The organism is Pseudomonas sp. 05T35, assembly GCF_056396605.1.
This window is the reverse complement of sequence record NZ_JBFTLU010000462.1, coordinates 1-3466: the sequence shown is the minus strand read 5'-3', so window position 1 is coordinate 3466 and position 3466 is coordinate 1. Positions and strand designations below refer to the sequence as shown.

4 protein-coding genes are annotated in these 3466 nt (G+C 59.4%); all 4 read left to right on the top strand.

Features of this window, described 5'->3' with window-relative positions:
• Positions 1-653, top strand: a 653-nt coding sequence (locus AC1DH9_RS25340) for an efflux RND transporter permease subunit (protein WP_477809000.1), incomplete at its 5' end; no start/stop codon positions are given.
• Positions 654-661: 8 nt separating this feature from the next.
• Positions 662-1339, top strand: coding sequence for a heavy metal response regulator transcription factor (locus AC1DH9_RS25335; RefSeq protein ID WP_145015036.1), 678 nt, complete (start codon positions 662-664; stop codon positions 1337-1339).
• Positions 1329-2693: a heavy metal sensor histidine kinase gene (locus AC1DH9_RS25330; protein WP_427546930.1), complete on the top strand. Its 1365-nt coding sequence runs from the start codon at positions 1329-1331 to the stop codon at positions 2691-2693. The genes AC1DH9_RS25335 and AC1DH9_RS25330 overlap by 11 nt, the downstream gene beginning before the upstream one ends.
• A 302-nt stretch (positions 2694-2995) precedes the next feature.
• Positions 2996-3220 carry a hypothetical protein gene (locus AC1DH9_RS25325; RefSeq protein ID WP_427546949.1) on the top strand — a complete coding sequence of 75 codons (225 nt, stop codon included), beginning with the start codon at positions 2996-2998 and terminating at the stop codon, positions 3218-3220.
• Positions 3221-3466: the final 246 nt, after the last annotated feature.

The window sequence follows — 3466 nt, the reverse complement described above, 5'->3', positions numbered from 1 at the left end:
CGCCTGGCGTGGCGTTGGGCGATGCGGTGATTTTGCTCAACCAGGCGAAGAACGACATCGGCATGCCGGCCTCGGTCAATGGCAATTTCCAGGGCGCGGCCCAGGCGTTCCAGAGTTCACTGGCCAGCCAGCCGTGGCTGATTCTGGCGGCGCTGGTGGCGGTGTACATCATTCTTGGCGTGCTCTATGAGAGCTTCGTGCACCCACTGACCATCATCTCGACCTTGCCTTCGGCCGGTCTCGGCGCCTTGATATTGCTGTGGATCCTCGGCCAGGACTTCTCGATCATGGCGTTGATCGGCCTGGTGCTGCTGATCGGTATCGTCAAGAAGAACGGCATCCTGATGATCGACTTCGCCCTCGACGCCCAGCGCAATCGCGGGCTGTCCCCGCAAGAGGCGATTTTCGAGGCATGCCTCACGCGGTTCCGGCCGATCATGATGACCACCCTCGCCGCCCTGCTCGGCGCCCTGCCGCTGATGCTCGGCTACGGCACCGGTGCCGAACTGCGCCAACCACTGGGGATCGCGGTGGTCGGCGGCTTGCTGGTCAGCCAGGCGCTGACGCTGTTTACCACGCCAGTCATATACTTATGGCTTGAGCGGGTGTTCCATCGCTCCACACCAGCGCCTGCGCTGGCGACTACACACTGAGGCGGGTCATGCGCGTTCTGATTATCGAAGACGAAGAGAAAACCGCGGATTATCTGTACCGCGGCCTGACCGAACAGGGTTACACCGTGGACCGGGCGCCGGACGGCGTCGAAGGTTTGCACCTGGCGCTCGAAAACGATTACGCGGTGATCATCCTCGACGTGATGCTGCCGGGTCTCGACGGCTACGGCGTGCTGCGCGCCCTGCGTGCCCGCAAACAGACCCCGGTGATCATGCTGACCGCCCGCGAGCGTGTCGAAGACCGGATCAAAGGCCTACGCGATGGYGCCGACGATTATCTGGGCAAACCCTTTTCGTTTCTCGAACTGGTCGCCCGCCTGCAAGCGCTGACCCGCCGTAGCGGTGGCCACGAGCCGGTGCAAGTGACCATTGCCGACCTGTGGATTGACTTGATCAGCCGCAAGGCCACCCGTGCCGGTACGCGGCTGGACCTGACCGCCAAGGAGTTCTCGCTGCTCAGCGTGCTGGCCCGGCGTCAGGGTGAAATTCTCTCGAAAACCGCGATTGCCGAGATGGTCTGGGACATCAATTTCGACAGCGACGCCAACGTCGTCGAAGTTGCGATCAAGCGTCTGCGGGCGAAAATCGACGGGCCGTTCGAAGAGAAACTGCTGCACACCATTCGCGGCATGGGCTATGTGCTGGAGAGCCGCAGTGCCTCGTAATTCAATCGCCCTGCGCCTGAGCGGCATGTTCACGCTGGTGGCGGCGCTGGTATTTCTGTTGATCGGCTGGGCGCTGTATCAACAGGTCGAAAAAGGCCTGGCGCTGTTGCCGGCAGCCGAACTGGATGCGCGTTACAGCGTGCTCGAATCCACGGTCGGGCGCTTCGGTACGCCAGAGCACTGGGTGAAGATCAACAACAAACTCAACCTGCTTGGCGAAGAGGACAAGCGCATCAGTTTCTGGATCATCAGCGGCGATGCCAACTACGAATACGGCAACATCACCCCGCAGATCCGTGCCTTGGCGCAAGGGCCAACCGGCAAGCGCGACGTACAACTGCCGGGTCAACCCTATCCGATGAAAGTGCTGGTCAGCCAGTTTCCGGCCAAGGACCAGCGTCCACCGCTGCGCTTCATGATCGGCATCGACACGCAAACCTTCTATGAGACCCAGCATCACTTGCTGATCGCCTTGATCAGCCTGGCAATCATCGGTGTGCTGCTGGCCTCGGCGCTGGGTTACTGGGTGGCGCGAATCGGCCTCAAACCGTTGATCAAGTTGTCGCAGGAAGCTCAACGACTGGCACCGCCGTTGCTGTCCTCACGACTGCAACTGTCGCCGCTGCCGCCAGAACTCAATCAGTTCGTCAGCTCGTTCAACTCGACGCTGGAGCGGGTCGAACAAGCCTACACGCGACTTGAATCGTTCAATGCCGATGTCGCCCACGAACTGCGCTCGCCGCTGACCAACCTGATCGGCCAGACCCAGGTTGCCCTGACCCGTGGGCGCTCGGCGGAGCACTACTTCGAAGTGCTGCAATCGAACCTCGAAGAACTCGAACGGCTGCGCTCGATCATCAACGACATGCTGTTTCTGGCCAGCGCCGACCAGGGCAGCAAGGCCACCAAACTGACCACCACCTCGCTTGCGGACGAAGTCGCCACCACCCTGGACTACCTGGATTTCATCCTTGAGGACGCGCAGGTCAAGGTTCAGGTCAGCGGCGATGCCCAGGTGCAGATCGAAATCGCGCACCTGCGCCGGGCGTTGATCAATCTGCTGAACAACGCGGTGCAGCACACGGCTCCMGGCCAGGTCATCCGGGTGAAGATCGATGTTCAGGAACATCAGGTCAGTATCGGCGTCGCCAACCCCGGCGAGCCCATCGCCAGCGAACACTTGCCGCGCTTGTTCGAGCGTTTCTACCGGGTCGACGCCTCGCGCAGCAACAGCGGCGCCAACCATGGCCTCGGGCTGGCCATCGTCAAGGCGATTGCGCTGATGCACGGCGGCAATGTGTTTGTGCGCAGCGATAACGGCGTGAATACGTTCGGAATCTATTTGCCGATTTGATTCCCCCACTGCTACATCCCCCCCTGTAGCAGCTGGCGCAGCCTGCGTTCGGCTCGGTCCGCGTTCGGGCGCAGCAGTCGTGAAATCATGCGCTGCGGTTTTTCAGGTAATCCGTGTAGACAGGATTTACGACCGCTGCGCGGCCGAACGCAGCCTTCGGCAGCTGCTACAGGTATTTGCAGCCCCACCTACTGTTGCTCTTGATGCAACAGTCCTTTATGCAATCCGCTCTTTTTCCCACCCCCCAAGACCTTTACCTTGGCCACACCAAACAGCACTTGCCAAGCAAGAAGGTTTTCAAGATGTCCAACAGTATGGGTATTGCCAGCGCTTTCGTTTTGTCGTCCTTGTTGTTGTCTCCCTTTGCCATGGCTGAAGAGTCGCCGGCATTTGTCGCGCATAATGCCGCACGCGCCGCAGCCTTCGACAAGTCCCAGGCTGAACTGACCGCAAAAGCACAGAAACCCGAGCAAACCCGTCAAACATCGGCTGATCAGTCTCAACCACAGGTTGGAAAAGACAGCTGATCGGCAACACCACTCAGTTTCCCTCGACACTTCTCAGGGCTCTTTCCCTTGAGAAGTTGTCTTCAAGCCGCTGCTATCAGCGGCTTTTTTTCGTTGTGTATTTGTCAGGCATTCCTTCGTTATTACCCAATAAGAAATACCCGGATTATTAACTATAACAACGCTTGTTATTGACCCAAGGAGCTGTATCCCGCGTGAGCATCACCCTCAAACTCAGTCCGCTGTTCATTGCAATGGCCGCAACCT

Excerpts from the sequence above, each read along its gene's own strand:
- AC1DH9_RS25325 (WP_427546949.1), top strand. The coding sequence starts at position 2,996 with ATGTCCAACAGTATGGGTATTGCCAGCGCTTTCGTTTTGTCGTCCTTG.